Here is a 5,385-nt window from a genome sequence, read left to right on the forward strand (position 1 = left end):
GACTCATTACTTAAGAAACCTTTGAAAGTAAGACGGCGATATCTGAGTTGAAGTCGGCTGACTAATATCGCTAAAGAGAAAAAGAACAGAGGCAACAAGGCCTGCCAAATGGCATAAATTGCGGTCACTCTGCGGTCGAAACCGCTCGTTAGGGCGACAGCTTCTGTCGTGATGGTGCTAATACGCCCTGCACCTAGCATCAATGTTGGTAAGTATTGGGCCAAACTCACGCTGATACCAACGGCCCACGCAAAGGCAATTGCTGGTAATAAGATAGGCAGTTTGATGGAGTACCAGCTTTGGAATGGTGATTTACCCAAGCTGAGTGATGCTTTAATGAGCCCATCGTTGAAGCTTTTCCATGGTCCATCTAAAGATAAATAGACAAATGGGAAGGCGAAGAATACGTGTGCCCAAATCACCCAGAATTCATAGGCGTTGCTTCCTACATACAGCGTGGTGACCTGCATACCAAACAATACGGATAGCTGTGGGATCAACATCGGAATCGCGATAACAAAACCAGGCACTTGCCACTTGTACTTTATTCGGTATTCATGAGCAATCAGTGCAAGGACCAGCGCAACTGAAGCCGCGATCAGGCCAATCCATAAGCTTTGACCAACGGTACTCATGATGCCATCCCATTCAAACTCCCAAAAACGCATGCTGTAGCGACTCGGAAGTAAGTCAGGGAAGCGCCAACGTTGAGCCACGCTCCAAATCATCATCAAAGGAATAATTGCGAGTGATAGTGCCGCCAAAGCTGTGAATACGGTTTTTCCTGGTAGTTTAATGCCTGTTCGCCCCGAATATTGCCAAGCTCTAAAGAACTTCAACACAGCCCATTCAGTGAAGCGTGCTAAGGCGATGATCAACGACGCTAATCCGAACAAAACAATAGCGCCAGCCGCAGCTCTTGGTAGTAGGTTCAGATCGGGATCGTTGAACCATTGCCATACCAAAACGGCAAAAGTAGGTGGGTTAGTTGGGCCAATGATTAGTGCAATATCGACAACTGATACGCTGTAGGCGAGCACCGCCAACATTGGGAAGCGAAGCTTGGTGAACCATTGTGGAAAAATGCACTTCCACCATATCTGTGAGCGACTATAGCCCAATGAAGCACTCACCTTAGTAATACGCTCTACATCAATTTGCTGAAGTATCGATATACTCATCAGCAATAAGAAAGGTACTTCTTTGAGTGCTAACATAATGATCAAGCCAAATGCATACGGATCTTTTACGAGCAGCGCTAGTTCGGAACTGGATGCGGATTCACCCAGCAAATGATGTACAGCTCTCGCTCCGAGACCTGTCGGGCTAAATAGAAAAGCAAAGCCAATGGCGAAAGCCACATGGGGAATAGCCAGCATAGGTGAAAGGGTCAGTTCGATCTTTCTCCAGAACTGGTTTCCCCACGAAGCTTGGAGAATACAAAAGGTAAGAAAGCACGCGATGTAGCTGCTCGCAATCGCAGAACCAAGACTCAAACCAATTGAGTGCCAAGCGCCTTCCCATTGGAATACTTGGCTAAAACCGTTGAGAGAGGGCTCCATCAACCCTAGGGGCGGGATATAACTCAGTGACGAAGCCACTACTCCCGCTACCCCAGGAATTGTTGGGATAATGCATACCACTATAACGACAAAATATAGAGCACGTAGCATCGAGCTTAGTTACCGTATCGCTTTAGCCACTCTTTCTCGAGTGCGTTCTGCCAGCTTGGGTGTGGTTCATCAATCGATTTAAATTGCTGAGTATTCTTAGCGCTACCTGTTAGGTACTTGCTGCTCAATACTGAAGGGTCCCCCCAAACATTCAGGTCACCTTTGCGCGATTGTGCTTCTGGGCTTAACAAGAAGTTGATGGTCACTTGTGCGCCAGCGGTAGCATTTGCATTCCAAGGGATCGCAAGGAAGTGGATGTTTGATAAAGCACCGTTTTCTAACGCATAGGCTTTGGTTGTTTCTGCTAAACGACCACTTGATTGGGCTGAATACACAGAGTTTGGATTGAACGTAATCGCGAGGTCGAGTTGTCCGTCATCCAAAAGCTGAATACTTTCTGATGTGCCTGCCGGGAATTGTTTACCACCGCGCCATGCAACTTTGTGGAATTTATCTAAGTAAGCCCATAATGGTGCAGTGATCGCTTGGAAGTTCTCTTCTGAAACCGGCTTAGCGAGTTCTGGGCTATTGTTGGTTAGCTCAATCAGCAAAGACTTAATAAAACTAGTGCCATGAAACTCTGGTGGGCGAGGGTAGCTTAAACGGTTAGGGAATGCCTGAGCGTAGCTCAACATCTCTGAAAACGATTGTGGTGGGTTGTGCAGTGTTTCTTGGTCGTGAATGAACACCAATTGCCCAACGCCCCAAGGTGCTTCTAACCCTTCCGTTGGTTCAGAAAAGTCGACATCAATGGGTAAAGACTTATCGACGTACTTCCAGTTAGGGAGGGATTCTGTGAATGGGCCAAACAACAGTTTGTTGTCTTTCATCGAACGGAAGTTCTCGCCGTTGATCCAAACGATATCGACACTGCCTTCGCTATTCTTACCTGCGGCCTTCTCCGCAAGTAGGCGAGTCGCTGTTTCAGCGATATCTGTGACTTTTACATGTTTTAACGTTACACCATAGTCACTTTGTAACTTCTTGCCTGCCCATTGTAGGTAACGGTTGATCTCTTGGCTTCCGCCCCAAGCGTGGAAGTAGACAGTTTGTCCTTCTGCCTGTTGTTCTATTTGATTCCAGCTATCGGTGGATGTTGCTTCATCAGCATAAATTGTTGCGCTGTAGGCAACGGTTGCCATGATTCCTAACGTACTTACTATCTTGTTCATAAACTTTTCCATTTGGTAGTGAACGGGCAAGAGCATTGTGTTTTCGAACTCCCTAACAGTTATTCTATCTGTTTCTCAAATAAATTCTAATTCAACAGTAAATTCAATCAATTACTTGAGAAGACGCCGGAAGTTCTCGGTTGAGTTTTGTTCAATGTGCAGTTATCTATGTAACTCAACAGACTTTGGGCTTTTGCCATCCTAGCAACAGACCGTTAAAGCTGTGAATTAATTGCATCTAAATGAGGTTTTTTATGATTTATCGGAGCTTGGCACGAAAAGTTGGTGTGAAGAGTCGTTTTGAGTAGAGTGAGCCTTGAAGCAGACAATAAAAAAGGAGCCATGAAGGCTCCTTTTTGTTATTTGATGTCGATGACAGATTAGTTTACCCAGTCACGAATTGTGTACGTTAGCGTGTGTACATCGTTTTTAAGTACTAGCGTATCTTTTGTTAGGGTTACGTCGCTCCACTCACTTAGAGTAGCAGAAACTGATTGCTCGATTTCCATCGCTGAGCCGTGACACATTTTCATAGTCATGCCCATTTGCTTAATGCGGAATTGACCGTCTTTCAGCTCACCTTGGCCAAAGAAGTTATTACAACCAGCTACGCCGTTTGCAGTCATCTTTTCACCGATTTCTAGACGAGGTGTCGCTTGGTGTTCGCTTTTCTCAATGTCCTTGCCATCAATTTGCGCAAGTTCCCAATTATGGTGCTGTAGATCGGTTGGTGTTACTTGCATCGCGTTATCACCTGTTGTTGTGCATGCTGCTAGCATCATAGGTAAAGCGGCTACTGCTAGTAATTTTTTTGAACTAAACTTCATATTATATGGCTCCAAAGGAAAAAACGAAGTTACCGAAAATCTGTAACTTGATGGGTTAAAAGTATAGTTTACAAAACACTATATGTGTCAGTATAAGGTCATAGTTTAGTATGGATTTCGTAGGCGTGGCGACAAATTAATCGCTTATTTTTGAGATAGTAAGCGTAATTTTGGATGTGTAAGGAGGCGTGGTGGAGCAGTTAGAGTTTTTCCAAGTTCCAAGCCCTTGCGTTGGGGTTTGCTCTAGCGATGACAAAGGTTATTGCAATGGGTGTATGAGAAAAAGAGATGAACGTTTTAATTGGATGTCGATGACTCCCGCAGAGCAATTACACGTCATCAAGCTGTGTCGTCAGCGTTACAGAAGAAAAATAATGAAGCAAAACAACTTGGTTGGTAAGCAGGTCGACGAAGAGGGAAATACAAGTCCCCAAAGAGATCTTTTCGGCTAAAGAGGATGTATTAAGATTTTATTTAACTCCGAAGTAACTATTACTTTACATAATGGTTGGGGTGTAATATGAAGATAGGTACCTTTGTACAAGAGGAGTGGTGTCGGTATGAATAAAAAGAACGTAAAACTCAAAACAGGGCCCGTCAAAGCACTGGACCGAAAACCGATTGGGGCGAAAGATGACCCTGAGGAAAGCGCGCGTGACTGGCATACCATGTCAGAAGAAGAGCGCATGGAGATACTGTCTCACCTTTCCGACATGCCTTTTCAATAACATCACTGATTAATTAGAGTCTTTTTTTAACAGAACTTTCTTACACAAACATATGATTCGCTTTTGTCACACCACGATGATACGTGCAAAATGTATCATCGGCAGCGGTGGTTTTACTGTGGGTCTTAATGTTTGTGATAACTTCTACAGCACCAGCATCGTAACAAGTCTGCTCAGCATTTTTGATGATATCGAGTAATTGATTGAGTTCGCCTTTCATGGTCGTTTCCATCGCACCGACTTGAAAGGGAACACCGGCTTCTTTCACGACTTCAATTGCTTTATCGACCACTTCGAAGTTGTTGCCTTCTTTAACGCGAGGGATCACTTGGAAGGCAACCATCACTTCTTTTTCTCTTTTTAACTCAGACACTTTCTGCTTACTCAATGATTGGAAGTTGTTGCAGATGATAGGTTAATGCGGAGATTAATTCTACAGCAGCAAAGCTGGTGGTTTATTTACTACCCCAATGATCGCTAATCCAGCCACCAATGTGCTCATCAAAATGGTTTCCACTGAATCTTTGGTTGCGTTCAACTGAAGTATCACAGTCATCTTTGTTGTCGATTAGAGTTTGAATGTAGTTGGCCATCGGGTCATTAGAACGTTGACGATCTCGGCGAGTTGCCACTTCCTTAATCAGTTGTAATCGATATGTAGAGCTAGCACGTTTCATTTCAATGACCTCCTGGTTTTAGACACTAATAGAAAAATCTAGTTGCCAGATATAGGGGCGTCAACGTGATCAGAAAGTATTTTTTTTGAGCAACCAAGAATCAACACCTTGCCTTCGTAATTCACAAAAATGTCATCTAGTGAATCGTATTAGTGTCATATTTAGTATCAGAAAGTAGGTGGTTGAAGCGAAAGAAAGCCCAGAAAACTCTGGGCTGAATTTAATCAAAATGATTGTCGTTGAGTTTGGGAATTAACAGGGACAAACGTTGAATCTTTGCTCTCGCTCTACTTTGCTCTCGCTCTACT

At 44.0% G+C, this 5,385-nt stretch carries 7 protein-coding genes; 2 read left to right on the forward strand and 5 right to left on the reverse strand.

Annotation, left to right across the window (positions count from 1 at the left end; genetic code table 11):
• The 3 genes from BCT81_RS00080 to BCT81_RS00090 all read right to left on the reverse strand — a co-directional run.
• The coding region (locus BCT81_RS00080) for a thiamine ABC transporter permease (RefSeq protein ID WP_102422915.1) at positions 1 to 1,673 on the reverse strand (1,673 nt) is incomplete at its 3' end.
• Between the two features lie 5 nt (positions 1,674 to 1,678).
• A complete protein-coding gene (locus tag BCT81_RS00085) occupies positions 1,679 to 2,845 on the reverse strand; it encodes an ABC transporter substrate-binding protein (RefSeq protein ID WP_032498682.1) in 1,167 nt (388 codons plus the stop codon).
• Between the two features lie 380 nt (positions 2,846 to 3,225).
• Positions 3,226 to 3,672: an META domain-containing protein gene (locus BCT81_RS00090; RefSeq protein WP_102422912.1), complete on the reverse strand. Its 447-nt coding sequence runs from the start codon at positions 3,670 to 3,672 to the stop codon at positions 3,226 to 3,228.
• A gap of 188 nt (positions 3,673 to 3,860) precedes the next feature.
• Here BCT81_RS00090 and BCT81_RS00095 point away from each other — a divergent pair, with 188 nt between their 5' ends.
• A complete protein-coding gene (locus tag BCT81_RS00095) occupies positions 3,861 to 4,124 on the forward strand; it encodes a DUF1289 domain-containing protein (RefSeq protein WP_102422913.1) in 264 nt (87 codons plus the stop codon).
• 108 nt (positions 4,125 to 4,232) lie between these two features.
• Entirely contained in the window at positions 4,233 to 4,400 is a 168-nt protein-coding gene (locus BCT81_RS29255; protein ID WP_198596807.1) for a hypothetical protein, read from the forward strand.
• A 40-nt stretch (positions 4,401 to 4,440) separates the two neighbouring features.
• Here the strand turns inward: BCT81_RS29255 and BCT81_RS00100 are convergent, their stop codons facing one another.
• Both BCT81_RS00100 and BCT81_RS00105 read right to left on the reverse strand, forming a co-directional pair.
• Positions 4,441 to 4,743: a thiamine-binding protein gene (locus tag BCT81_RS00100; protein ID WP_102422916.1), complete on the reverse strand. Its 303-nt coding sequence runs from the start codon at positions 4,741 to 4,743 to the stop codon at positions 4,441 to 4,443.
• A gap of 112 nt (positions 4,744 to 4,855) precedes the next feature.
• Positions 4,856 to 5,077, reverse strand: a complete 222-nt coding sequence (locus BCT81_RS00105; RefSeq protein ID WP_102422914.1) for a hypothetical protein — start codon at positions 5,075 to 5,077, stop codon at positions 4,856 to 4,858.
• Between the last annotated feature and the right edge of the window lie 308 nt (positions 5,078 to 5,385).

The organism is Vibrio sp. 10N.261.52.A1, assembly GCF_002876325.1.
Lineage (GTDB): Bacteria > Pseudomonadota > Gammaproteobacteria > Enterobacterales > Vibrionaceae > Vibrio > Vibrio chagasii.